The following is a 25,466-nucleotide window of genomic DNA, read 5'->3' on the forward strand; positions in this document are numbered from 1 at the left end:
ACGGATTCAATAATGCAAAGGGGCCACGCAAGATCAGCGTGGCCCCTCTGCATTTCACAGCCCGAATCCTGATGAAACGGACAAAAAGCAGCTTCAGACAGCCCTAACCAAAATGATCGTCAGGCAGTGACTCCACCTGCAGATCGTTATCCTTCGCGAAATTCCTCAAAAAATTGTACGCCAGCGGCTCAATATCGTGGATTCGCGCATCCACGAGCACTGTCTTGTCACCCCGCAAATTACATGCAGGCCGAACGTATGGGGAATAAGTCATGCGATTGTCCGCTCCGAACACGGACATTATCCCGCACAAGCGATCCGCCCAATCACTAGGACGAAACGTTCTCCCATCACTAGTGCGACCAACGATAACGAAATTTTCGATTTTTTGAATCATGTGCGATGACTGAAATGATTTCGCCGAACAACAGCCTTACCACAAGCGCTCCCCCCGTCTCCCTTTCGCGAAGAGGCTCCGAAAATCTCATTATGGAACGTAATCCGATCTAACCCCACCGAGAAGAAACCACGACTGACTGAATGCTAGACGATCGTTCCTGGACATACAAACACAAGCAAACGCTCTCATCTCCGTCCCCCAAAAAGCAAAACTGTGGGCCTCAGCCCACAGTTCCATTCAATCACTTCATAAACCAAACCGGCACAAGGTCGAAGTTCTGAATCAAATATCCAGGGAGACGCACGACGCGCGACCCTAAGACTTCAAGTCACGCGACCAGAGATGACGGTAGACAAACCCCGGGTATGCAAACACAGCAAACAAGCACAAGGTGATCGCAAAGAACTCCCAATTCTGGGAATAACGAGAACCGTTTTCGGATACTTCCCGTGCTCCGAAAACGGCTCCGGCAAGAAAGTAATAGACAATCAGCTCCAGCACTCTCAACAGAACTGTCTTTTCCCTTGATACACGGAACAGAAAGAACAGTCGCTCACTGAAGAAAGGCAGGTTCGCCAAGGCAAACAGCAGGACCAACTCGCCGATGTGCCTCACCTTTTACCTGCCCTTCCAGTAGTTGTTATGCTCGGATAATGCTCAAAGAGAACCCAGCAGCGAATACGCACAGAGCGACATCAGCCCCTGCGGCACAAGCCCAAGCCCCGCGATGGCGATCCCATTCAGGGACAACAGCACACGCATGTCGGCCGGAGCGGTGAGCGGCGTGGCGTCCAGCGGCTCGTCGAAGAACATCACCTTCACGACACGCAGATAGTAATACGCTCCGATGAGTGACATTACAACGGCCAGAATCGCAATCCAGATGTAACCGGCAGCGACGACAGCCTGCAGCACAGAGAACTTTGCAAAGAAACCCACAAAGAACGGGATACCGGCCATCGAGAACATCACCATGGCCATCACACCGGCAAACCAGGAATTGCGCTTATTCAGGCCCTTGAAGTCGTCAAGCGTCTCGGCTTCGAAGCCAGCCCGCGACAGCAGCAGCAGCACACCGAAAGAAGCAAGACTCGTGAGCACGTACGAAACGACGTAGAACATCGCGGAGCTGTAGGCGTTGAGGGCGAAATGACGATCACCGCCAACCACCCCGGACACCAGGCCAAGCAGCATGAAACCCATGTGGGAAATGCCCGAATAGCCCAACATGCGCTTGAGGTTCGATTGGGCGATAGCCGCCAGGTTCCCCAGCACGATCGACAACACGGCGAGCACCATCAGCATCGACTGCCATTGCTCAGCGAACTCGAAGAGGCCATTCACCAGCAGACGCATTGCCATCGCAAACGCAGCCAGCTTGGGCGCCGAAGCGATGAACAGCGTGATCGAAGTCGGTGCACCGTGATAGACGTCGGGAATCCACATGTGGAAGGGAACGACACCAAGCTTGAAAGCAAGCCCTGCCACGATGAACACCAGCCCGAACATCAGCACAGTCTTGTTGCCCGCCTGCTGATAGATGGCTTGTGCCACACCGGAAATCTCCAGCGTGCCTGCAGCGCCATACAGCATCGAGATCCCATACAGCAGCAGACCGGAAGCCAGCGAACCAAGGACGAAATACTTCATTGCAGCTTCAGTCGCACGGGCCGAATCGCGCAGCAAAGCAACCATCGCGTACGAGGCCAGCGACAGAAGTTCGAGCCCCAGATAGATCGTCAGGAAATGATTGGCGGTAATCATCACCATCATGCCCAGGGTCGCGAAAATTACCAGCACGTAATATTCGGTGGTCTCGATCTTCCGTTCGTGCATGTAACTGCGCGAATACAGCAGCGCGATCGCAACGGCGAAGTAGAGGATAAGCTTCAGGAAGTCCCCCATCAGATCATCCACGTACATGTTGCTGAACGTGAAGCTCACCTGCCCGTCCATCGTGAACAGCGTGATTGCAGCCGCCCCGATCAGCGTCAGCTGACTCAGCGCATAAGCAACGTTGCGAGGCTGCTTCGAGAATGTGCCCGCAAGCAGAATCACGAAGGACATTGCAACGACGAACAACTCGGCCGCTGCTGGGTAAAAATCAGGGATTACAAAGTTCATCTTAAGGCCACATTCCGCTGGTTTCGTATCCGTTACAGGCTCAAAGCTTGCTCACAGCAACGTGCTTGAGCAGTTCATTGACCGACGCGTGCATGACTTCGGTTACAGGGAAGGGATAGATACCCATGGCCAGAACACACACGGCAAGGATCGCAAGGAAAACGAACTCGCGATTGTTGATGTCGGTCAGCTCAGCCACATGGTGATTGGCCACTGCGCCGAACACCACACGCTTGTACATCCACAGCGTATAGGCGGCACCGAGGATCAGCGTAGTCGCGGCACCGAAACCAATCCAGAAATTGAACTTCACGGCGCCCAGCGCAACCATGAATTCACCGACAAAACCGGACGTGGCCGGCAGGCCGGAGTTTGCCATTGCAAAAAGCATGAACAGCGCAGCGAACTTGGGCATCACGTTCACCACACCGCCGTAATCGGCAATCTGGCGAGAGTGCATGCGGTCATACAGGACGCCGATCGAGGCAAACATGGCCGCAGACACGAAACCGTGGGAAATCATCTGGACAATCGCGCCCTCGACACCCAGCGGATTAAAGATGAAGAAGCCCAATGTGACGAAACCCATGTGAGAAATGGACGAATAAGCCACCAGCTTTTTCATGTCCGTCTGCACCAGCGCGATAAAGCCGATGTAGATCACGGCAATCAGGGACAGCGTGATGATCAGCGGAGCAAAGGCATGGCTCGCATCCGGCGCGATCGGCAGAGCGAACCGCAGAAAACCGTAGGCCCCCAGCTTCAGCGCGATTGCAGCCAGCACGATGGAGCCACCGGTCGGTGCCTCCACGTGGGCATCAGGCAGCCAGGTATGAACCGGGAACATCGGTACCTTCACGGCGAAGGAGACCAGGAACGCCAGGAAGATGAGGCTCTGCACATCCATGCCGAGCTTGAGCTGGTGCCAATCTAGAATATTAAAGCTGCCGCCCGACTCCATGAACAGGTAAAGCAGCGCAATCAGCATCAGAAGCGAGCCCGCAAGGGTGTATAGGAAGAACTTGATAGCCGCATATACGCGGTTCGCCCCGCCCCATACACCGATGATAATGAACAGCGGAATCAGCGATGCCTCGAAGAAGACGTAGAACAGCACGCCATCCAGCGCAGAGAAGATCCCATTGATCAGACCGGACATGATCAGGAAGGCAGCCATGTATTGAGCAACCTTCTCCTGAATCACCTCCCAGCCGGCCACCACGACAATCACGGTGATGAAGCTGTTCAGAAGAACGAAAAGCACCGAAATACCATCAACACCCAGCACATAGTTGATGTTGAAGCGCGGGATCCACGGATAGGCTTCAACGAACTGCATGGCACTCGTGGTGACATCGAAGCCCGTGTAGAGCGGGATGCTGACGGCCAGACCCGCAAGCGCAAAAAACAGCGCAAGAAATCTCGCGACCGACGCATTACGGTCCGACCCCGAAGCGAGCGCTAATAGGCCACCAACGATCGGAACCCAAATCGCAAGGCTGAGGAATGGAATACCCGTCATCTCTACTTTCCGTTCTATGCGCCCCGCAAGGGGCGCAAAAGTCCTAAATTATGTGAAGTGTTCCCTGCAATTCGTCGCTGAACGAATCAACCGCGATTCACCCAGAAAGCCAGCAACAGGAAAACACCAATAATCATCGAAAACGCATACTGATAGATGTGGCCGCTCTGGAAGAGACGCGACAACTGCGCGATCAGACCAACAGCCTTTGCAGAGCCATTCACTGCAATACCGTCAATGATGGTCTGGTCGCCGACCTTCCACAGCAGGCGGCCAACAAGTCGGGCTCCAGCAGCAAAGACCGCTTCGTTGATCTTGTCGAAGTAGTACTTGTTTTCCAGCAGGCGATGGATCGGGCTGAAAACCCGGGCGATAACCGGCGGAACGGACGGAACGACCAAATACAGCAGACCGGCAAGTACGACACCGCTGGTCGCCAGGATGAACGGAAGCGACGTCAAACCATGCAGCGCCATCGCAGCCGGGCCATGGAACTCTTCGCCCAGTTCAGCCATCGCATGGTGATGCTCGGCGAAATGAATGACACCCTTGAAGAAGTCGCCAAAGAGCATCTTGTCGATGCTGAAGTAACCGATCAGCACCGAAGGCACGGCCAGCAGAACCAGCGGAACGGTAACGACCCACGGCGACTCGTGCGGCTTCTGGCCCGGCGCCAGCCCATGATGATGTTCGTCGTGGTGCTCGTCATCGTGGCCATGCTCATCATGAGCGTGTTCATCGGCGTGGGCATCATGCCCATGGACAGCCTCTTCGTGAGCCTTGCCGAAACGCTCCTCCCCGTGGAAAACCAGGAAGTACATACGGAAGGAGTAGAAAGCCGTCACGAAGACCCCTGCAATCACGCAGAAATAGGCATAGCCGGAACCGTACAGCTCGGAGAGTTGCACAGCCTCGATGATCGTGTCCTTGGAGTAGAAGCCCGAGAAGAACGGGAAGCCGATCAGCGCGAGCGAGCCCAGCAGCGACGTGATCCACGTGACCGGCATGTACTTCCACAGGCCGCCCATGTTGCGCATGTCCTGATCATGATGCATGCCGATGATGACCGAACCCGCGCCGAGGAACAGCAGCGCCTTGAAGAAGGCATGGGTCATCAGGTGGAAGACGGCTGCCGAGTAGGCGGACACACCCAGCGCAACGGTCATGTAACCCAACTGCGAGAGCGTCGAGTAAGCCACGACGCGCTTGATGTCGTGCTGCACGATACCCAGGAAACCCATGAACAGCGCGGTCGTGGCGCCGATGATCAGCACGAAGGACAGTGCCGTTTCGGACAGCTCGAACAGCGGAGACATGCGGGCAACCATGAAGATGCCGGCCGTCACCATCGTCGCCGCGTGGATCAGTGCCGAAATCGGGGTCGGGCCTTCCATGGAGTCAGGCAGCCACACATGCAGCGGCACTTGGGCGGACTTACCCATGGCGCCGATGAACAGGCCAATACAGATGGCAGTGATGAGAGGCCAGCCCGTCTCAGGAATCGTCATGCCAGCAAGCTCGCCGGCCTTGGCAAACACTTCCGTGTAGTTCAGGGTGCCCGCGAACGCCGCGATCAAACCGATACCCAACAGAAAACCGAAGTCACCCACCCGATTGACCAGGAAGGCCTTCAGGTTCGCAAAGATCGCCGTCGGACGTGTGTACCAGAATCCGATGAGCAGGTAGGACACCAGGCCCACGGCCTCCCAGCCGAAGAACAACTGCAGGAAGTTGTTCGACATGACAAGCATGAGCATCGAGAACGTGAACAGCGAGATATAGCTGAAGAAGCGCTGGTAACCAGGATCCTCTGCCATGTAGCCGATCGTATAGATGTGCACCATCAGGGACACGAAGGTCACTACCAGCATCATCATCACGGTCAGCGAATCGATCATGAAACCGACTTCAAGATCGAGCCCGCCGCTGGAGGCCCAGTGGTACAGGGTACCGTTGAAGGTGTTGCCGGCCTGAACGTCCTGGAAGATCAGCACGGACAGCACGAAGGCCGTTGCGACACCGGCGATGGTGACGGTGTGAGCTCCACGCCTGCCGATGATCTTCCCGAACAGCCCCGCCATGATCGCACCAAACAACGGCGCAAGCGGAACCAGCAGATATAGCTTTTGCATCCCAGTCATTCGAACGCTTCCTTATCCCTTGAGGCTATCCAGATCATCAACGTGGATGGTCCGCAGGTTGCGGAACAGTGCAACCAAAATCGCCAGGCCAATGGCCGATTCCGCAGCTGCCACAGTCAATATGAAGAACACAAAAATCTGGCCTGCGGCGTCCCCGAGGTAATACGAGAAGGCGACGAAGTTCAAATTGACGGCCAACAACATTAACTCAATCGCCATCAGCAGCACGATCAAGTTCTTACGATTCAAGAAGATACCAACCACGCTTATCGCGAAGAGAATGGCACCCAATATCAAATAGTGAGACAACGAAATCATTACTAGGCCCCCCTGACGATCGCCAGCAGAAATTATTCTTTTTCTGCACGCATCGAGACGATGCGCACACGATCATCACGCTTGACAGCAACCTGCGCAGCGGGATCGATGATCTTCACGTTCTTGCGCTTGCGCAGCGTCAGCGCCACGGCAGCCACCATTGCGACCAGCAGCACAATCGATGCCAGTTCGAACGGATAAACGTACTCGGTATAAAGCAGACGGCCGAGTTCCTTGGTGTTGCTGTAGCCCTGCTCCACCTCGGCGGGCTGCGGCATTGCGTCGAGACCGAAGTAACGGCCACCCAGCACCATGATCATTTCGACCACCATCAGCACACCAATCAGTGCGCCAACCGGCAGATAACTCCAGAAGCCTTGTCGGATTCGTTCGAGATTGATGTCGAGCATCATCACGACAAACAGGAACAGCACCATCACCGCCCCGACGTAAACCATCACCAGCGCAATCGCCAGGAACTCCGCGTGCAGCAGCATCCAGATGCCGCCTGCGCTGAAGAACGCCAGGACGAGGAACAAGGCCGCGTGCACCGGATTACGCGCCGTGATGACACGTAACGACGCCAGTACCAGCACGGTCGAAAAGAAGTAAAAGATTACCGACTGAAAATCCATCTGCGTATTCCGATGTGTGTGTCTGTAGCCGCTTCCGCGTCCTTACCGGTACTTGGAATCGATTTCTCGATCCTTGGCAATCTGCCCCTCATACCGATCCCCAACCGCGAGAAGCATCTGCTTGGTGTAATACAGATCACCCCTCTTTTCGCCGTGGTACTCAAAAACACGGGTTTCGACGATGGCATCGACTGGGCATGCTTCCTCACAGAATCCACAGAAGATGCACTTGGTCAGGTCGATGTCGTAACGACTGGTACGCCGGGAACCGTCATCGCGCTGCTCCGACTCGATCGTGATCGCCATGGCCGGGCAGATCGCCTCGCACAGCTTGCACGCGATGCAGCGCTCCTCCCCGTTGGGATAGCGACGCAGCGCATGCAATCCGCGGAAACGGGAGCTCTGGGGCGTCTTTTCGTCGGGAAACTGAACCGTGATCTTCCTTGCAAAGAGATGACGTCCGGTCAGCGCCAAGCCCTTAAGCAATTCCTTAAGGAACAGGCTCCCTACGTAATTCTTCATAGAACCCATATCGATCCCCTTACTTCCACAACGACAACGGCGACATGATCCACACCGCAACGACAACTACCCAGAACAGCGTCAGCGGAATGAACACCTTCCAACCCAGCCGCATGATATGGTCGTATCGGAAGCGCGGAAACGTTGCACGGAACCAAAGAAACAAGAACAGAATGAACGACGTCTTGAGCGCCAGCCAGACGAACCCATCCGGCAGGAACCCGACAGGCGACAGCCACCCGCCAAGGAACAGGATCGATGTCAGCGCCGACACGAGAATCATGTTGGCATATTCACCGAGGAAGAACAGCGCGAATGCCATCCCCGAGTATTCGACCATGTGACCAGCCACGATTTCCGATTCACCTTCCACCACGTCAAACGGTGCGCGGTTCGTCTCCGCAATACCGGAAATAAGGTAGACGATGAACATCGGGAAAAGAGGCAGCCAGTTCCAGCTCAGGAAGCCCAGACCCAGATCGGCACCCTGCCCTTTGCCCTGGCTGGCGACGATATCCGACAGGTTGAGGCTCGAAGAAATCATCAGCACGCAGACGAGTGCAAAGCCCATCGCGATTTCGTACGAAACCATCTGGGCTGCGGCCCGAACGCCGCCGAGGAACGCGTACTTTGAGTTGGAGGCCCACCCTGCAATGATCACCCCATACACTTCTATGGAAGTGACAGCCAGCAGGAACAGCAGACCGGCATCAACGTTGCCGACAACCCAACCGTCGCTGAATGGCACCACGGACCAAGCCGCAAGCGCGGGGCCAAGAGCCAGGACCGGGCCCACGATGAACAGCCCCTTGCTGGCTCCGGAAGGAACAATGATTTCCTTCAGCAGAAGCTTCACGCCATCGGCGATCGGCTGCAGCAAGCCCCGCGGTCCCACACGATTGGGACCGATACGGACCTGCATGTAACCGATGACCTTACGCTCGGCCAGCGTCAGGTATGCCACGCACAGAAACAGCGGCGCGATGATACCGATGATCTTCAGCAACGACCACACCAGTGGCCACGCACTGCCAAAAAAGGTCGCTACGGGTTCGATGAAAGCATCCATTACACTCGCTCCACGCTAACTTCGCCATGCAGGCCACCCAGCGCCGAAGTGTCTGCGTGCGCACCAGCCAAACAAATGCTTCCATCAACGACGCCGTCGTCGATCGCCACAGGAACGGTGACGGCACCGGCGGCAGATCTCACCTTCGCCTTACCCCCTGCCTCCAGTCCCAACTTGGCGGCCGTAGCTGCGCTGACGCGTAGCGCAGGTGCCTGCCCGTCGCGGGTCTTCTGCAGCGGTGCGGAACGCCGTGCAATCGGATCGGCTGCATAAATGGGAATGTCAGCAACACGTTCGACACCCTGTGCCAGCACACCGAGCTCGAAGGACTCAACGGTAATCGCGCTATTCAGACGCGAAGAGTCGACCTGCTGTGCAGCACCGAGAATGACCTGCCGTACGTCCTCAACCTTATCGAAACCGAAACCGTCAAGACCAATCAATTGGCCCAGAACACGCAGCACCTTCCAGCCAGGACGGGCTTCGCCAGCCGTCTTGACCACCGGGTAAAACGCCTGGGCACGTCCTTCGGTATTTACGAAGGTGCCAGCCGTCTCGGTAAAAGGCGCGATGGGCAACAGGACGTCTGCGTAAGCCAGCGCAGCTTCGGACTTGAAGGCCGACAGCACGATGACGGTCTCCGCCTTGCCGAGAGTTTCGACGGCCCCCTGCCCTGCCTGCGTATCCAGCTCGGCATCAAGCCCGAACAGGACATAAGCCTTCAGCGGAGCAGACAACATTGCAGCTGCATTCTTGCCTCCCTTGGAAGGCAGGCCGCCGACCAGATATGCACCGACGGTGTTGGCCGCTTCACCGAGAAGACCGAACTTACCCTTGCTGAGACGGGCGATCTCCTGAGCCACCGCTTCAATCTTGGAAGCCTCGGCATGCTGCTGTGCATAGTTGCCGAGCCAAACCGCAACCTGCTTACCCGAAGCAAGGCTGCCAGCGATTGCGACAGCGGCGGCATCGACCTCCACAGACGCAGCGGCGGCGGCAAACGCGTCGGCCAGCACTTGGTCACTCTGTTGCGCCAGGGCCTTTGCCACAGCAACCAATGCAGTGACAACGCCTGAAGGTTTGACCTGAAGCTTGTTCTCGATCTTGAACTGCCAGTCATCAATGACCGGATTCAGCACGCTCACTTTCAGGCCCCGCTTGACGGCCTGCCGTACGCGCTGTGCAACGAGAGGGTGATCCTTGCGGAAGAAGCTTCCGACGACGAACAGCCGGTCGAGGCTACCAATCTCGGCGACGTTCAGACCGAGCCAGGGCACGCCTGCCCGACGCCCGTCGATCGAAAAGTCGGTCTGACGCAGACGGAAATCGATATTGTCGGACCCCAGGCCACGCACGAGCGCCTGAAGGAGATGCAGTTCCTCAAGCGTGCTATGCGGCGATGCAAGAGCACCGATCGCCTCTGCGCCATGTTCAGCACGAACCAACTTGAGGGCATTCGCCACATACTCCAGCGCCGTCTGCCAGTCGGTTGCGACCCACTTGCCGCCCTGCTTGACCTGCGGCCGCGTCAGACGCTCTTCGCCGTTCAGCGCTTCGTAAGAGAAACGATCCTTGTCGCTCAGCCAGCATTCGTTCAGCGCCTCGTTCTCGAGAGGCAGCACGCGCTTCACGACATCGTTCTTGACCTGCACGACCAGATTGCTGCCGAGGGAGTCATGAGGGCTCACCGACTTCCGCCGGGACATTTCCCAAGCGCGTGCGCCAAAGCGGAAAGGTTTTGAGGTCAGCGCGCCGACCGGGCACAAATCGATGATGTTGCCGGACAGCTCGGAATCAATCGTCTTTTCCACGAACGGCATGATCTCGGCATGCTCGCCACGGAAAGCCTGACCAAGTTCCATGAGCCCGGCGATCTCGGTCGTGAAACGGACACAGCGGGTGCAGTTGATGCACCGGGTCATGTCGGTAGACACCAGAGGACCCAGGTCTTTGTTGCCGACGACCCGCTTCCCCTCCTGGTACCGGGACTCCACGCCGCCATAGCCGACAGAGAGATCCTGCAACTGGCACTCACCGCCCTGGTCACAAATCGGGCAGTCCAGCGGATGGTTAATCAGCAGGAACTCCATGACGCCCTTTTGAGCCTTGACTGCCTGCTCAGAGTGCGTCCAGACCTTCATCCCGTTGGTCACTGGCGTTGCGCATGCAGGCAACGGTTTCGGAGCCTTCTCCACCTGAACAAGACACATGCGGCAGTTGGCCGCGATGGAGAGCTTCTTGTGGTAGCAAAAATGCGGCACATAGGCGCCGACCTTGGAGGCAGCCTCCATGACGGTGCTACCGTCAGGAACCTGCAACTGCTTTCCGTCAATTTCGATTTCTAGCATGTCGAGCCTACGCTACGTAAATCTTGCTGCCTTCACGCTGTACGTCCTGCGGAACAAGGCATTTCTTATGTTCGATATGGAATGCGAACTCGTCGCCAAAGTGCTTGATGAAACTTTGCACCGGCATCGAGGCTGCATCGCCCAAAGCACAAATCGTCCGGCCCATGATGTTCGCCGTGACGCTATTCAGAAGATCCAGATCATCCGGTCGGCCAAGACCATTCTCGATTCGATGGACGACCCGATAGAGCCAACCCGTACCCTCCCGGCACGGGGTGCACTGACCGCAGGACTCTTCGAAGTAGAAGTAGGACAGACGCTCCAGCGCCTTGACCATGCAGGTTGATTCGTCCATCACGATTACCGCACCGGAGCCCAGCATCGATCCCGCCTTGGAAATCGAGTCGTAGTCCATCGTGCAATCCATCATGACCGATGCCGGCAGAACCGGAGCCGAGGAGCCGCCCGGAATCACAGCCTTGAGCTTGCGACCGCCACGAACCCCGCCAGCCATTTCCAACAGATCTGCGAACGGCGTACCCAGAGGGATCTCGTAAGTCCCCGGCTTATTCACGTGACCGGAAATGGAGAACAGCTTGGTACCGCCATTATTCGGCTTGCCTAGCGCCAGGAACGCATCGCCACCTTCACGAATGATGTAGGGAATGGACGCGAAGGTCTCGGTGTTATTGATGGTCGTGGGCTTGCCATAGAGACCAAAGCTCGCTGGGAAAGGTGGCTTGAAGCGCGGCTGCCCCTTCTTCCCTTCGATGGACTCCAGCAACGCGGTTTCCTCACCACAAATGTAGGCACCGTAGCCGTGGTGAGCAAACAACTCGAAACTGAAATCGGAACCCAGAATGTTCTTGCCCAGAAGGCCGGCGTCGCGCGCCTCCTGCAGCGCCTCTTCGAAGCGGGTGTAGATCTCGAAGATCTCGCCGTGAATGTAGTTGTAGCCCCGCTCGCAACCCATTGCATAGCCGGCGATGATCATTCCCTCGATCACGGAATGCGGGTTGTAGCGAAGGATATCCCTATCCTTGAACGTGCCCGGCTCACCTTCATCGGAATTACAGGCCAGATACTTAGCACCGGGGAAAGCTCTCGGCATGAAGCTCCACTTCAAGCCGGTTGGAAAGCCCGCGCCTCCCCGCCCGCGCAGGGATGACTTCTTCACTTCACCGATGATGGTGTCGGCCGGAATCTTCTCGGCAATGATCTTTCTCAGCGCTTCGTAGCCGCCACGCTGGATGTAATCAGCCAGATGCCAAGTACGGTCACCGTCGAGACCGGAAAGAATAATTCCTTGAGAACTCATTTTTTCAGATCTTCGAGCAATTGATCGATTTTCTCTTCCGTCATCCAGCTGCACATATGGTGATTGTTCACCAACAGCACAGGCGCGTCACCACACGCCCCCATGCACTCACCCTCCTTGAGAGTGAATTTGCCGTCGGAGGTGGTCTCGTTGAAGTCGATACCAAGACGTTTCTTGATGTGTTCCGCGGCATGCACACCACCGGACAGCGCACAGGGCAGATTGGTACAAACCGTGATCTTTCGCGCACCGACCGGAGCCAGGTCATACATGTTGTAGAAGCTGGCTACCTCATAGACGGCAATTGCCGGCATTTCGAGGTACTTAGCCACGAACTCGATGGTTTCGCTGGACAGCCAGCCCTTTTCTTCCTGCGCAATTCTGAGCGCTGACATAGAAGCGGACTGCTTTTGATCAGGAGGATACTTCGCGATCTCTCGATCAATTTTCTTCAAGGATTCCGGACTCAGCATTTTTTCCATCTACTGTCAGCAGAATTACGATATGACCCAGGCAACCACGGATGCTCAGCCAGGTCGGTCAGCGGTCAACGTCACCAAACACGATATCCATCGTGCCGATGATTGCCACCACGTCTGCAATCATGTGCCCGCGGGACATTTCATCCATCGCGGAGAGGTGTGCAAAACCCGGCGAACGAAGCTTCAGACGATACGGCTTGTTCGCGCCGTCGGAAACGGCATACACGCCGAACTCACCCTTGGGATGCTCGACCGGCGCATAAACCTCACCAGCCGGAACATGCATGCCTTCGGTAAACAGCTTGAAGTGGTGAATCAACTCCTCCATGCTGCCCTTCATGCGCTCTCTGGAGGGCGGAGCCACTTTATGATTTCCAGAGATGACAGGACCGGGGTTTCTGCGCAGCCAGTCGATGCATTGCTTGACAATGCGATTGGACTGTCGCATCTCTTCGATACGGCACAGATAGCGATCGTAGCAGTCCCCCTCGACGCCAACCGGAATATCGAAATCCAGCTGGTCATACACCTCATACGGCTGCTTCTTGCGGATATCCCATTCGATACCGGAACCACGCAACATCACGCCGGAAAAACCGAGCGCCATCGCCTTTTCGGGAGAGACCACACCGATACCAACCGTTCTTTGCTTCCAAATACGGTTATCGGTCAGCAACGTCTCGTATTCGTCAACGTATTTCGGAAAACGGCTGGTGAAGTCTTCCAGAAAATCCAGCAACGAGCCTTGCCGATTCTCGTTCAACTCTGCAACGGTCTTCGCACTCTTCCACTTGGACACCTCGTACTGCGGCATGCGATCCGGCAAATCACGATAAACGCCGCCGGGCCGATAGTAAGCCGCGTGCATACGGGCACCAGACACCGCTTCGTAGGCATCCATCAGATCTTCACGCTCACGGAAGGTGTACAGCACCATGGTCATAGCGCCGATATCGAGGGCGTGGGTACCGACAGCAAGAAGGTGATTCAGAATCCGGGTAATTTCATCGAACATGACCCGGATATACTGAGCACGCAAAGGCACCTCAAGCCCGAGCAGACGCTCGATCGCCATGCAGTATGCGTGCTCGTTACACATCATCGACACATAGTCGAGACGATCCATGTAGGGCACGGACTGCACCCAGGTCCGCGTCTCCGCAAGCTTCTCGGTACCACGGTGCAACAGGCCGATATGCGGATCCGCACGCTCAACGACTTCACCATCGAGTTCAAGAACAAGTCGGAGCACACCGTGCGCGGATGGGTGCTGAGGACCGAAGTTGATAGTGTAATTGCGGATCTCAGCCATTTCCGACATTCCCATAGTTCTCGTCACGTACGATACGTGGCGTATTTTCCCGCGGCTCGATAGTAACCGGCTGATAGACTACTCGCCCAAGTTCCTGGTCGTAGCGCATTTCCACATACCCTGTAACGGGGAAATCCTTGCGGAAGGGATAACCGACAAAACCATAGTCGGTAAGAATGCGGCGCAAGTCAGGATGACCCACAAAGGTGATGCCGAACAAATCAAAGGCTTCCCGCTCGAACCAATTTGCACTGGGCCACAACTCAACCAGCGAAGAGAGGACGGGGAAAGAGTCGTCGTCGGCAAATGTCCTCAAGCGAAGCCGCTGGTTATTGCCAAGGGAAAGAAGATGGACCGAAACGGCAAAACGCGCAGAAATTTCGGCACCGGAGAAGGATGAATAATCCAGCCCGGTCAGATCGACCAGTTGCTCAAAGCGAAAATCGGGCTCATCCCGAAGTGCTTGGGCAACGGCCAAATAATCGGAAGCAGCCACAACCACCGTTACCTCATTGCGGGCAACGACGATCTCTTTCAGCTGCTCACCAAATCTGTTTGCCAGAGACTGGCTGAGATGCTCAAGTTTCTCACTCATGATGGTCGGCAATCAGCGAGCAATCGTGCAGTCGCGCTTGATCTTGTTCTGCAGCTGAACAATCCCGTAAAGCAGCGCTTCCGCGGTAGGAGGACACCCGGGCACATAGACATCGACCGGAACGATGCGATCGCAACCGCGGACCACTGAGTATGAATAATGGTAGTAGCCACCACCATTCGCACACGACCCCATGGAAATCACCCAGCGCGGCTCAGACATCTGGTCGTAGACCTTGCGTAGCGCAGGCGCCATCTTGTTGCACAGGGTGCCCGCAACAATCATCAGATCGGACTGGCGTGGGCTGGGGCGAAACACGACCCCAAAGCGATCCAAGTCATACCGGGAACATCCGGCGTGAATCATCTCCACCGCACAGCAAGCGAGACCGAAGGTCATCGGCCACAGGGAACCCGTGCGAGTCCAGTTGATTACCGTATCAAGCGAAGTGGTTACAAACCCTTCCTTGAAGACACCTTCGATACTCATAGACACCCTTCAAGCAACAATTCACCGCCCAAGGCAACCGGACAATTTATTCCCAGTCAAGCGCACCCTTTTTCCAGACATACACATAGCCCAGAAGAAGAATACCCAGAAAGACGATCATCTCGAAGAACCCGAAAAGCCGGATACTTTCACTTGCCGCAATTTCCCGCAGAATGGTTGCCCACGGAAAAAGGAATGCGATTTCGAGATCAAACAGAATGAAAAGAATCGCCAGAAGATAGTAACGCACGTCAAACTTGATACGCGCATCTTCAAATGGCTCAAAGCCGCACTCAAAGGGAGAGAGCTTTTCTGCGTCAGGCTTACTGGGACCGAGAACCCAGCCTGCGACTATAGGAATCAAACCAAAGGCAGCCGCAAACAGGATAAAAACAAGAACTGGAAAATATACTTCCAACATACCTGACTCCCCGCAACCGCAAGCAGTTATTAGCCCCGCCTGCAAGCAAACGCCCGCATTCGCGGGCGACAAGCTTAATCTATGGTGCCGACGATGAGACTCGAACTCATACGGCTTTCGCCACTACCCCCTCAAGATAGCGTGTCTACCAATTTCACCACGTCGGCCTGTTCGTTTGACGCCAGAAATTATAAGGCAATCGCCCCCTTGCGCCAAGCATTACTTTAATTTATCGAGGAATGTCCTTGGACTTGGAATCCTGATTTTCACCCACTGCAGGCACCACGGGAACAGTTGCAGGCACAGCCCCCTCCATAACACTCTTCGATTCAGGCGCCTTTTGCCCCGCGAGATAACTGAGACTCAAGCTGGTGACAAAGAAAACGGCCGCAAGAGCGGCTGTAGTGCGACTCAGGAAATTGGCCGAACCGGATGACCCAAAGAGACTCCCCGACGCACCGCTGCCGAACGCAGCCCCCATATCAGCCCCTTTGCCATGCTGCATAAGCACCAGCCCGATCACACCAAGACCGGCCAGAACATGCACAACGAGTACAACCGAAAAAACGACACTACTCATCAAAATCTCCCGCAAGAAAACCTATGCCGCGACCACTGCCGCAGCACGACAAATTCCCGAAAACCCTGCAGCAGCCAAGGACGCACCACCAACCAGCGCGCCATCAATATCCGGCTGCGCAAACAACTCGGACGCGTTGTCTGCCGTGACGCTGCCACCGTAAAGAATACGCACCTCCGACGACGCCACTTGAGCCGACTCAAGACGCGCACGAATGAAACGATGCATAGCCTGAGCTTGATCCGGCGACGCAACTCGTCCCGTTCCGATCGCCCAAATCGGCTCGTACGCCAGCGTTAGCTGAGCCGCGACATCCGCCCCCAAGCCAGACACGACACTATCGACCTGACCACCCACGACCAATTCAGCGTTTCCAGCCTCACGCTGCGCCAGGGTTTCGCCGACGCACAAAATGGGCTTCAGACCAAACTCAAGCGCAGCCCGAACCTTGGCGAGCACGGTCTCGTCGGTCTCACCAAACAGCGTGCGACGTTCTGAATGCCCCACTATCACCCAAGCACAACCAAGATCAACCAACATGGCAGGGCTCACCTCACCGGTATAGGCCCCTGCCTCGAACGAGCTTACGTTTTGCGCACCCAACGCAATCCCGGCTTCAGACAAGACCCGCCCAACCTGATCTAGATACGGAAAAGGCGGACACACAGCCACCTCGACCGCCTCACTCCGCGCCTCTTCCAGCAGAGCGGAAAGGAGCACATCATTCCGGGCTCGGTTGCCATTCATCTTCCAGTTGCCGACTACGAGTTTTTTCCTCACCACTGGCACCAGGCTAAATTTTTCGATTCTATCGTCACGACATCGAAACGTCAAAAAGGCCGGCATGAGCCGGCCTAGAAATCGTGGCGACTACTCGGAACGATCAGCCGAACCGACCAGTGATGTAATCCTCTGTTTCCTTGCGCTTGGGCTTGATGAAGATTTCATCAGTCAAGCCAAACTCAACCAGTTCTCCGAGGTACATGTAAGCGGTATAGTCCGAAACACGGGCGGCCTGTTGCATGTTGTGCGTAACGATTGCGATGGTGTACTCACTTTTTAGCTCATGCACCAACTCCTCGACCTTGGCGGTAGAGATTGGATCCAGCGCTGATGTGGGCTCATCGAGAAGGAGCACCTCAGGCTTCACCGCCACACCTCGCGCGATGCACAAGCGCTGCTGCTGACCGCCCGACAAGGACAGACCACTCTGATTGAGCTTCCCCTTGACCTCATCCCACAGCGCAGCCTTGCGCAGCGCCCACTCGACACGATTGTCCATGTCGGCCCGCGACAGACTTTCATACAGACGAACACCAAAGGCGATATTCTCGTAGATCGACATGGGGAAAGGGGTCGGCTTCTGAAATACCATTCCGACCTTGGCCCGCAGAGCATTCACATCCTGACCGGAATCGAGCACATTCTTCCCGTTAAGAAGGATTTCACCGGTAGCCCGCTGCCCCGGGTACAGGTCGTACATCCGGTTCAACGTGCGGAGCAGCGTTGACTTGCCGCACCCCGACGGACCGATGAAAGCCGTCACCATGCCTTCATGAATGTCTAGGTTGATATGCTTCAAGCCCTGGAACGAGCCATAGAAGAAGTCGAGATTACGGATACGGATCTTCGGAGACTGCTCCGAGCCCGTCGCCTGCGACGTCTGCTCGCCCCGCAACTGCGAGAAGGACATGTCACGCTTAGTAACTGCAGAAGATTGCATGATGAATTTCCTAGATCTTTTTGCGGAACAAGGTACGAACGACAATGTTCAGGCACAGCACGCCGAAGGTAATGATGACGGCACCACCCCAGGCGAGTGAATTCCAGTTCTCGTAAGGACTCATGGCGAACTGAAAGATGACGACTGGCAGATTCGCCATCGGGCCATTCAAGTCCAGACTCGTAAACTGGTTGTTCAGGGCGGTGAACAACAGCGGCGCCGTTTCACCACTCACCCGCGCAAGCGCCAGCAGAATCCCAGTCAGAACACCCGCCTTTGCGGCACGCAAAACCACGTGCAAGACCACCTTCCAACGCGGAGCGCCCAACGCAGCAGCCGCCTCGCGCAGACTGGCCGGTACGAGATTGAGCATATTCTCCGTCGTTCTCACCACAACAGGAATTGCAATCAAGGTCAGGGCCAACGAACCCGCCCAGCCGGAAAAGTGCTGCACCTGGGCGACGTACACCGTATAAATGAACACACCAATAACAATCGACGGCGCGGACAACAGGATGTCGTTAATGAAACGGGTCGCCGGTGCCAACCAGCCCTTGCGCCCATACTCGGACAGGTAGACACCCGCAAGGATACCAATCGGCGTCGCGATAAACGTGGCGGCGCCAACCATCATTGCGCTGCCGATGATGGCATTGGAAAGCCCCCCCTCGGACCCCGGCGCCGGGGTCGGCTGCGTAAACAGACTCAGACTCAAGGCGCCGACCCCCTTGTACAGCAACACAATCAGGATCCAAGCCAGAAAGCCCATTCCAACAGCCATCGCCAGCATCGAGAGCACCAACGCAATCCGGTTGGTGCGCATGCGCTTCCGATAAAGAACAGACGAATCAATCATCAGGTTTTCTCCCCTTCCATCCGGCCAAGACGCATCAGCAGCAGTTTGGAGAGCGCGAGCACGACGAAGGTCACAAAGAACAGAATGAGGCCGAGCTCAATCAGGGAGGCCACATGGAGGTCGGAAGATGCCTCAGCAAACTCGTTGGCCAATGTCGACGCAATGCTATTTCCGGCCTCGTATAGCGAGGGACTGATGCGGTGAGCATTGCCAATCACGAAGGTGACGGCCATCGTCTCGCCCAACGCTCGCCCCAATCCAAGCATTACCCCACCGATGACGCCAACACGGGTATAAGGCAGCACCACATTCCAGACCACCTCCCAAGTCGTTGCACCCAATCCATAAGCCGACTCCTTGAGAATCCCCGGCACCACTTCAAAAACGTCACGCATCACCGACGCGATAAACGGGATGACCATCACAGCAAGGATCAAGCCAGCCGAAAGTATGCCAATGCCGTTTTTCGGCCCCTGAAACAAAGTCCCGACAAATGGAATATTTCCCAATGTCAGGGACAGGGCAGGCTGCACATAATCTGCAAACAGGGGAGCAAAGACAAACAAGCCCCACATGCCATAGATAATGCTAGGCACGGCGGCCAGCAGTTCCACTGCAACCCCAAGCGGGCTACGCAAGGCGGGGGGGCACAATTCCGTCAAAAAAACGGCAATTCCGAAACTGACCGGAATCGCGACCACCAACGCAATAAGCGAGGTACTCAGTGTTCCATATACCGAAATAAGGCCACCAAACTTATCGGTGACCGGATTCCATTCAGCACTAAACGGGAAGCCGAAACCAAACTCCTTGATCGCTGGCCACGCACCATAAAGCAAGGAACCAAGAATCGCAGCCAGAATAGCGAGCACGGAAAACGCAAAAAAACGCGTCGTCTGGTGAAACAATGCGTCCTGAAAACGCTGGGCACGCATACGGTCTTTTGGCGGTTCTGGTTGCTTAACACAAAATGTGGCATCGGCAAGACCAGAAGGGCTGCCAGCCGAAGCACCGCCAGCGCCTAACACAGAGCTATGGGAAGACATTGCAGCTTACCGTTTTAAATCCAGCAAACGAAACGGATGGATGAGCAACCGTCCAGTCGCCCACCCATCCGGTCTAATTAGAACTGCTTACTTCCAAACAGGGTGACCCGACGCGTCCTTCAGGCTGGAGCGCCAAGCACCATCGATCTGCTTGACCAGCGCTGCGGGCAGCGCCACGTAATCCAGCTCTTCGGCAATTTTCTGGCCATTCTTGAAAGCCCAGTCGAAGAACTTCAGCACTTCCGCACCCTTTGCAGCATCCGCCTGAACCTTGTGCATCAGCACAAAGCTGGCACCCGTGATCGGCCAGCTAGTCTTGCCCGGCTGTTCGGTGAGGATTTCGCCGAAGCCAGGAACCTTGTTCCACTCAGCATAGGCCGCAGCAGCCTGGAAAGTCAGGTCATCGGGCTGAACAAACTCACCTGCCTTGTTCTTGAGGGCCAGGTGAATCATCTTGTTCTTCTTGGCATAAGCGTACTCAACATAACCAATGCCACCCTTGATGCGCTGAACGTAAGAGGCGACACCTTCATTCCCCTTGCCGCCCACGCCTTCGGGCCACTGAACGGCGGTCCCCATGCCAACCTTATCTTTCCACTCCACACTCACCTTGGAAAGATAGTTGGTGAAAAGGAAAGTGGTACCGGAGCCATCCGCACGACGAACCACAGTGATGTTCTCGTCCGGCAGCTTCACGCCCGCGTTGAGGGCAACAATGGCAGGGTCGTTCCACTTCTTGATCTTGCCAAGATAGATATCGGCAAGCAGTGCGCCGGTCATCTTCATGCTGCCGGGAGCAACGCCATCCAGGTTAACAACCGGAACCACACCACCGATCACAGCGGGAAACTGCACAAGGCCATCTTTATCTAGCTCTTCGGCCTTGAGCGGCATGTCCGACGCACCGAAATCGACCGTCTTGGCCTTGATCTGCTTGATGCCGCCACCGGATCCAATGGACTGATAGTTCAGACCGACATTGGTCTTGGCCTTGTAGGCCTCAGCCCACTTGGAGTAAATGGGATACGGGAAGGTGGCGCCAGCGCCGGTGATATCGGCGGCCTGAACGACGGCTGCCCCCCCCAGAGCGACAACGAACGAACAGGCACGAACGAAACCTTGCATGAAATTCTCCATCGTAGAGACGAACCGCTAAACAGCCGGTCATACACAAACCAACCGACCTAAAAGTACAAACAAGCCCTCTCAGGCCGGTTTGAATTCTACGGTTGGAAAATTTCAGATTTGTGACATGTTGCGCCGCAACATGTCACATTGCAGCGCTTCGGACCACTTCTGCCAGCCCATGGGCGATCCGATCGACGACTGCAGCATCGCGCCCCTCAACCATCACTCGCAACAAAGGCTCCGTCCCGGAGGGCCGCAAAAGTACTCTCCCCTGCTCACCGAGCTCATGCGTCGCCGCATCGACCGCGGCCTTGATTTCGGCACAGTCGGACCACACGAAACCCTGGCCAATGCGGACATTTACCAGCTTCTGAGGATAGAACACGAGGTCTGAACACATTTCCTTCAACGACACCCCCTGCTGACGGAGTGCAGCAAGAACCTGGAGCCCCGCGATAATACCGTCTCCAGTAGTGTGCCGATCCAAACAGATGATGTGACCGGAATTCTCCCCCCCTACGCGCCAGCCTTTCTCATGCATGAGCTCCAGCACGTAGCGGTCACCCACCTTGGCGCGAGCAAAAGGCAAGCCCAGGCGGCCGATCGCGTGCTCGAAACCCAGATTGCTCATCAAGGTGCCAACAACACCTCCCGCCGCGCCTGCCAGACATGCAGCCTTGGCAATAACGTAAAGGAGCTTGTCTCCATCGTAGATGTTGCCTTCCGCATCCGCCATCAAGATGCGGTCACCATCACCGTCCAGCGAGATACCGACATCAGCGCCACTTTTCAGCACGGCCTCTCGGATGCTGGAGGGAACAGTCGCCCCCACGCCGTCATTGATATTGGTTCCATTGGGCTCAACCCCAACCAGCACCGTTTCCGCACCCAACTCGTGGAAGACCTTCGGCGCAACCATGTAGGCCGCACCGTGGGCGCAATCCAGTGCAATCTTCAAACCACGCAGGTCCAACTCGTTGGGGAAGGTGTTCTTACAGAACTCGACGTATCGCCCTCTGGCATCATCGATACGACGCGCCTTGCCCAGTGTCGCCGAAGGCTCACACCCCATTGGCTCATCGAGACGTGCCTCAATCTCGAGCTCAACGGCATCGGGTAACTTGGTTCCTGCCGCACTGAAGAACTTGATCCCGTTATCTTCAAAGGGATTGTGGGACGCAGAAATCACCACTCCGACCTGAAGACGCAGAGCACGCGTCAAGTAGGCAATCGCCGGCGTCGGCAACGGCCCGGCCAGATAAACATCCACGCCAGCCGCCGAAAAACCAGCCTCGAGCGCGGACTCCAGCATGTACCCCGAAATGCGCGTGTCCTTGCCGATGATCACGGCCGGACGCTCCCCTTGACGCAAATTCTCGTGCGCCACGAGCGTCTTGCCCGCCGCATAGCCAAGGCGCAGACAGAAATCCGGCGTAATCGGCGGCTCGCCGACACGACCACGTACACCATCGGTTCCAAAATAACGTCGAGACATCTTTCCCTCGCTTCCCCGCTGCCACCAGGGCTTTCATTGATTCTGTCTGTGTTCCTTCAACTCGCCACAGCCCCTCAGGCAAGCATCTCCCACAACCTCAACACATCCCGCGTCGCGCCAACATCGTGAGTCCTTATGATGCGAGCGCCATTCTGCATTGCCACCAGGGCAGCTGCCGCACCAATGACCATCCGCTCTCCGACCGGGCGGCCTGCGATCTCGCCAAGCATGGTCTTTCGGGACATGCCTACGAGGACAGGAAAAGTCGTCTCGCAGAAGTCGCTCAGACCTTTGAGCAAGGCCAGGTTATGGGTGAGCGTCTTACCGAAACCGAAGCCGGGATCAAGCAAGATACGCTCGCCTGCCACACCCGCTCTTTGAAGTACATCCACCCGTTGCGCAAGAAATGCCTGCACATCGCTCAACACGTCACCATAAGACGGAGCGCGCTGCATTGTGCCCGGCTCTCCCTGCATATGCATCACACACACAGCAACCTTGCTGTCCTTTACCGCCTCCAGCGCACCAGCAACTCGAAATGCTGCAATATCGTTGATCATATCCGCACCAACGCGTATCGATTCGCGCATTACTGCAGGTTTCACGGTATCCACCGATATCGGCATATTGAGCGGAGCAAGCGCCTCCACCACAGGAATAACCCGATCCAGCTCCTCTTGCTCGGAAACGGACACAGCCCCGGGACGCGAGGACTCACCGCCGATATCAAGGATTTCCGCACCATCGGCGATGGCCTGTTCTGCTGCACGCAAGGCTGCATCCCGACTCAGATAGCCAGGCCCGGAAAACGAGTCCGGCGTCACATTGATGATCGCCATGATCCGGGGTTTGCTGAGGTCCAGCTGGAACCGACCGCAAGCGAGTACTGAAGACATAAGCGTGATCTTTAAATGACAGGGCCGGCTCATATGAGCCGGCCCATAACTAGCACAGGAATCTGAAACTCAAGCTACCGGAGCGGCCGCCGTCGGAGCAGCCCCAGTGCTGTCGTCACTGGGACGCTTGGGGTACTGCGAAGAAGGCTTGGGAGGACGAGGCGCACGGCCGGCCATGATGTCGTCGATCTGCTCTGCATCGATGGTTTCCATCTCAAGCAGCGCAGCCGTCATGGCTTCGACCTTGTCTCGATTCTCCTCGATCAGGCGACGCGCCAATGCGTACTGCTGATCCAGCATTCTCCGGATTTCAGCGTCCACCTTTTGCAGGGTCGCCTCCGACATATTCTTGTGAGTCGTGACAGAGCGGCCAAGGAACACCTCCCCCTCCTCTTCACCATAAACCATGGGCCCGAGATTGTCCGACATGCCCCACTGGGTCACCATCCGGCGGGCAAGATCCGTCGCTCGCTGAAAATCATTCGACGCCCCCGTCGTCATCTGATTCATGAAGATCTCCTCAGCAATCCGTCCGCCAAAAAGAACAGCAATGGTCTGAAGCAGACGTTCACGATCCTGACTGTAACGATCCTGCTCCGGCAACTGCATGGTCACACCCAGGGCACGCCCACGCGGAATGATCGTGACCTTGTGCACCGGATCGGTCTTGGTCAGACACTTGGCAACGATCGCATGACCCGACTCGTGGTAAGCCGTGTTACGTCGCTCCTCCTCCGGCATCACCATGGAACGGCGCTCCGCCCCCATCATGATCTTGTCCTTAGCGCGCTCGAAATCGTCCATATCCACGAGACGCTTGTTACCGCGTGCAGCAAAGAGGGCAGCTTCGTTGACCAGGTTAGCAAGATCTGCGCCTGCGAATCCCGGACAACCGCGAGCAAGGATGAGCGCATCGACATCCGGTGCGATCGGCACCTTGCGCATGTGAACCCGCAAAATCTGCTCCCGCCCACGGATGTCAGGCAAGGGAACCACAACCTGTCGATCGAAACGGCCCGGACGCAACAGGGCAGGATCCAGAACGTCGGGACGATTGGTCGCAGCAATCACGATCACCCCCGAGACGCCTTCGAAGCCATCCATCTCGACCAGCAACTGGTTCAGGGTCTGCTCACGTTCATCGTTGCCGCCGCCGAGACCCGCTCCGCGCTGCCGCCCCACCGCATCGATTTCATCGATGAAGATGATGCACGGCGCCTGTTTCTTCGCCTGCTCGAACATGTCGCGCACACGTGCGGCACCGACACCGACGAACATTTCCACGAAATCCGAACCGGAGATAGAGAAGAAAGGAACCTTGGCCTCGCCCGCGATCGCTTTCGCCAGCAAGGTCTTGCCGGTACCAGGCGAGCCGACCATCAACACCCCCTTGGGAATGTGGCCGCCCAGCTTCTGAAACTTGGAAGGATCACGCAGGAACTCGACGAGTTCCCCGACCTCTTCCTTTGCCTCATCACAACCCGCCACATCGGCGAAGGTCACCGTATTGGCAGTCTCATCGAGCATCTTGGCCTTGGACTTCCCGAACGAGAACGCGCCACCACGCCCGCCCCCCTGCATCTGGCGCATGAAGAAGACCCACACGCCGATGAGCAGAATCATCGGGAACCAGGAGACAAAGATGTTCATGAGGAAGGACTGTTCTTCCTCAGGCTTCGCAGCCGTGACCTTGACGCCATAACGCATCAGGTCACCGACCATCCAGATATCCTGTACACCCGGCGTATAAACGGTAATCTGACGGCCATCCTGGGTCGTGGCACGAACAGTGCGCCCATCCACAACCGCCTTGGAAACCTTGCCCTGCTTCGCGTCCTCCATGAACTGGGAGTACTCGACCGAATTCTGGGCCGCCTGACGATTGTTGAACTGGTTGAAGACAGTCATCAAAACGACGCCTATCACCAACCAGATCGCGAGATTCTTGAATAGATTGTTCAAAACGATTCCTTGAAAGCCCGACAGGGGCCGCAGCCTAGTGGACTGATTCTATGTCTGATCGTTCGCTGGATCAAATGATCGTAA

At 56.3% G+C, this 25,466-nt stretch carries 25 protein-coding genes and 1 tRNA gene; all 26 read right to left on the minus strand.

Translation table 11 applies throughout. The features are described 5' to 3' along the window. Window positions 1-103: 103 nt before the first annotated feature. A complete protein-coding gene (locus tag B4920_RS05480) occupies window positions 104-397 on the minus strand; it encodes a DUF3579 domain-containing protein (protein WP_079433608.1) in 294 nt (97 codons plus the stop codon). A gap of 318 nt (window positions 398-715) precedes the next feature. Then, a complete protein-coding gene (locus tag B4920_RS30900; protein WP_079433609.1) occupies window positions 716-1,015 on the minus strand; it encodes a DUF2818 family protein in 300 nt (99 codons plus the stop codon). Between the two features lie 42 nt (window positions 1,016-1,057). Further along, entirely contained in the window at window positions 1,058-2,524 is a 1,467-nt protein-coding gene (gene nuoN, locus B4920_RS05490; RefSeq protein ID WP_079433610.1) for an NADH-quinone oxidoreductase subunit NuoN, read from the minus strand. A gap of 40 nt (window positions 2,525-2,564) precedes the next feature. Continuing rightward, on the minus strand, window positions 2,565-4,046 hold the full coding sequence (locus tag B4920_RS05495) for an NADH-quinone oxidoreductase subunit M (RefSeq protein ID WP_079433611.1): 1,482 nt from the start codon (window positions 4,044-4,046) through the stop codon (window positions 2,565-2,567). Between the two features lie 86 nt (window positions 4,047-4,132). Beyond that, window positions 4,133-6,187 carry an NADH-quinone oxidoreductase subunit L gene (gene nuoL, locus B4920_RS05500; RefSeq protein WP_079433612.1) on the minus strand — a complete coding sequence of 685 codons (2,055 nt, stop codon included), beginning with the start codon at window positions 6,185-6,187 and terminating at the stop codon, window positions 4,133-4,135. A gap of 12 nt (window positions 6,188-6,199) precedes the next feature. Beyond that, window positions 6,200-6,505, minus strand: a complete 306-nt coding sequence (gene nuoK / locus B4920_RS05505; RefSeq protein ID WP_079433613.1) for an NADH-quinone oxidoreductase subunit NuoK — start codon at window positions 6,503-6,505, stop codon at window positions 6,200-6,202. A 32-nt stretch (window positions 6,506-6,537) separates the two neighbouring features. Next, complete coding sequence (locus B4920_RS05510) at window positions 6,538-7,140, minus strand: NADH-quinone oxidoreductase subunit J (protein ID WP_079433614.1); 603 nt, start codon at window positions 7,138-7,140, stop codon at window positions 6,538-6,540. A 42-nt stretch (window positions 7,141-7,182) separates the two neighbouring features. Continuing rightward, complete coding sequence (gene nuoI / locus B4920_RS05515) at window positions 7,183-7,671, minus strand: NADH-quinone oxidoreductase subunit NuoI (protein ID WP_079433615.1); 489 nt, start codon at window positions 7,669-7,671, stop codon at window positions 7,183-7,185. 10 nt (window positions 7,672-7,681) lie between these two features. Further along, window positions 7,682-8,731, minus strand: coding sequence for an NADH-quinone oxidoreductase subunit NuoH (nuoH, locus tag B4920_RS05520; RefSeq protein WP_079433616.1), 1,050 nt, complete (start codon window positions 8,729-8,731; stop codon window positions 7,682-7,684). Continuing rightward, window positions 8,731-11,079 (minus strand): NADH-quinone oxidoreductase subunit NuoG, encoded by a 2,349-nt coding sequence (nuoG, locus tag B4920_RS05525; protein WP_079433617.1) that lies wholly within the window; start codon window positions 11,077-11,079, stop codon window positions 8,731-8,733. Before nuoG ends, nuoH begins: the two co-directional genes overlap by 1 nt. 7 nt (window positions 11,080-11,086) lie before the next feature. Continuing rightward, window positions 11,087-12,397: an NADH-quinone oxidoreductase subunit NuoF gene (gene nuoF / locus B4920_RS05530; RefSeq protein ID WP_173862643.1), complete on the minus strand. Its 1,311-nt coding sequence runs from the start codon at window positions 12,395-12,397 to the stop codon at window positions 11,087-11,089. Further along, window positions 12,394-12,870, minus strand: a complete 477-nt coding sequence (nuoE, locus tag B4920_RS05535; protein ID WP_079433618.1) for an NADH-quinone oxidoreductase subunit NuoE — start codon at window positions 12,868-12,870, stop codon at window positions 12,394-12,396. Before nuoE ends, nuoF begins: the two co-directional genes overlap by 4 nt. A 67-nt stretch (window positions 12,871-12,937) precedes the next feature. Then, complete coding sequence (locus tag B4920_RS05540; protein ID WP_079433619.1) at window positions 12,938-14,191, minus strand: NADH-quinone oxidoreductase subunit D; 1,254 nt, start codon at window positions 14,189-14,191, stop codon at window positions 12,938-12,940. After that, window positions 14,184-14,786 (minus strand): NADH-quinone oxidoreductase subunit C, encoded by a 603-nt coding sequence (locus tag B4920_RS05545; protein WP_079433699.1) that lies wholly within the window; start codon window positions 14,784-14,786, stop codon window positions 14,184-14,186. Before B4920_RS05545 ends, B4920_RS05540 begins: the two co-directional genes overlap by 8 nt. Window positions 14,787-14,798: 12 nt before the next feature. Then, the gene (locus B4920_RS05550; protein WP_079433620.1) at window positions 14,799-15,275 is read right to left on the minus strand and encodes an NADH-quinone oxidoreductase subunit B family protein; all 477 of its coding nucleotides are present in this window, start codon (window positions 15,273-15,275) and stop codon (window positions 14,799-14,801) included. A 46-nt stretch (window positions 15,276-15,321) separates the two neighbouring features. Continuing rightward, window positions 15,322-15,696, minus strand: a complete 375-nt coding sequence (gene ndhC, locus B4920_RS05555; RefSeq protein ID WP_079433621.1) for an NADH-quinone oxidoreductase subunit A — start codon at window positions 15,694-15,696, stop codon at window positions 15,322-15,324. An 82-nt stretch (window positions 15,697-15,778) separates the two neighbouring features. Next, window positions 15,779-15,863, minus strand: a tRNA-Leu gene (locus B4920_RS05560). Between the two features lie 62 nt (window positions 15,864-15,925). After that, window positions 15,926-16,276: a preprotein translocase subunit SecG gene (secG, locus tag B4920_RS05565; RefSeq protein WP_079433622.1), complete on the minus strand. Its 351-nt coding sequence runs from the start codon at window positions 16,274-16,276 to the stop codon at window positions 15,926-15,928. Window positions 16,277-16,297: 21 nt separating this feature from the next. Beyond that, on the minus strand, window positions 16,298-17,056 hold the full coding sequence (tpiA, locus tag B4920_RS05570) for a triose-phosphate isomerase (protein ID WP_079433700.1): 759 nt from the start codon (window positions 17,054-17,056) through the stop codon (window positions 16,298-16,300). 103 nt (window positions 17,057-17,159) lie between these two features. Further along, window positions 17,160-17,999: a phosphate ABC transporter ATP-binding protein PstB gene (gene pstB / locus B4920_RS05575; RefSeq protein WP_254050836.1), complete on the minus strand. Its 840-nt coding sequence runs from the start codon at window positions 17,997-17,999 to the stop codon at window positions 17,160-17,162. A 10-nt stretch (window positions 18,000-18,009) separates the two neighbouring features. After that, entirely contained in the window at window positions 18,010-18,855 is an 846-nt protein-coding gene (gene pstA / locus B4920_RS05580; protein ID WP_079433623.1) for a phosphate ABC transporter permease PstA, read from the minus strand. Then, window positions 18,855-19,901, minus strand: coding sequence for a phosphate ABC transporter permease subunit PstC (gene pstC / locus B4920_RS05585; RefSeq protein WP_079433624.1), 1,047 nt, complete (start codon window positions 19,899-19,901; stop codon window positions 18,855-18,857). The genes pstA and pstC overlap by 1 nt, the downstream gene beginning before the upstream one ends. An 87-nt stretch (window positions 19,902-19,988) precedes the next feature. Next, on the minus strand, window positions 19,989-21,026 hold the full coding sequence (pstS, locus tag B4920_RS05590; RefSeq protein ID WP_079433625.1) for a phosphate ABC transporter substrate-binding protein PstS: 1,038 nt from the start codon (window positions 21,024-21,026) through the stop codon (window positions 19,989-19,991). Window positions 21,027-21,171: 145 nt separating this feature from the next. Further along, the gene (gene glmM / locus B4920_RS05595) at window positions 21,172-22,524 is read right to left on the minus strand and encodes a phosphoglucosamine mutase (RefSeq protein ID WP_079433626.1); all 1,353 of its coding nucleotides are present in this window, start codon (window positions 22,522-22,524) and stop codon (window positions 21,172-21,174) included. A gap of 74 nt (window positions 22,525-22,598) precedes the next feature. Further along, window positions 22,599-23,363: a dihydropteroate synthase gene (gene folP / locus B4920_RS05600; protein WP_254050837.1), complete on the minus strand. Its 765-nt coding sequence runs from the start codon at window positions 23,361-23,363 to the stop codon at window positions 22,599-22,601. A 126-nt stretch (window positions 23,364-23,489) separates the two neighbouring features. Then, window positions 23,490-25,382 (minus strand): ATP-dependent zinc metalloprotease FtsH, encoded by a 1,893-nt coding sequence (gene ftsH / locus B4920_RS05605; protein ID WP_079433628.1) that lies wholly within the window; start codon window positions 25,380-25,382, stop codon window positions 23,490-23,492. Window positions 25,383-25,466 lie beyond the last annotated feature (84 nt).

The sequence above is a fragment of the Zoogloea sp. LCSB751 genome (assembly GCF_002028455.1).
GTDB lineage: Bacteria > Pseudomonadota > Gammaproteobacteria > Burkholderiales > Rhodocyclaceae > Zoogloea.